We start from the raw sequence: 789 nt of genomic DNA on the forward strand, positions 1-789 counted from the left end.
CCGTCGGCTATGCGCTGGCCGTGGTCTATCCGACCGCCGGCAATATCGGCGGCGGCGGCTTCATGACGATCCGCATGAAGGACGGCAAGACCAGCTTCCTCGACTTCCGCGAGCGCGCGCCGCTCGCCGCCACCAAGACCATGTATCTCGACGCCAAGGGCGATATCGTGCCCCGCGCTAGCCTCGACGGCTATCTGGCCATCGGCGTACCGGGCTCCGTCATGGGCTTCGAGACCGCGCGCGAGAAATACGGCACCAAGTCGCGCCAGGACCTCATCGCTCCCGCCATCCGCTACGCCAGGGACGGCTTCACGCTCGAGCAGGGCGACGTCGCCTCGATCGAGAACAGCGCCAAGCGGTTGGCCAAGGACGAGGCCGCCGCAAAAATCTTCCTCAAGCCCGACGGCAAGCTCTTCACGTCAGGTGAAAAGCTGGTGCAGCCGGAACTGGCCTCCGTGCTGTCGAGCATCTCCGACAAGGGCACCGACGCCTTCTACAAGGGCATGCCGGCGGATGCGATCGTGAAGGCCAGCCAGGCCAAGGGCGGCATTCTCGCCAAGGAGGATTTCGAGCAATATCAGGTGCGCGAGCTGAAGCCGGTGGAATGCAGCTATCGTGGCTATGACATCATCTCCTCGCCTCCGCCCTCCTCCGGCGGCGTCATCATCTGCGAGATCCTGAACATCCTGGAAGGCTATCCGCTCTCCTTCCTCGGCTATGGCTCGGCCGAGACCGTGCACCTCATGACCGAGGCCATGCGCTACGCCTATGTCGACCGCAACGCCGCCC

Annotated in this window: 1 protein-coding gene; it reads left to right on the plus strand. The window is 64.5% G+C overall.

Going from position 1 to position 789, the window contains the following annotated elements; translation table 11 throughout:
* The coding region (locus B3605_RS17630) for a gamma-glutamyltransferase family protein (RefSeq protein WP_296435323.1) at nucleotides 1-789 on the plus strand (789 nt) is incomplete at both ends.

Source organism: Rhizobium sp. UBA1881, assembly GCF_002338015.1.
GTDB lineage: Bacteria > Pseudomonadota > Alphaproteobacteria > Rhizobiales > Rhizobiaceae > Rhizobium.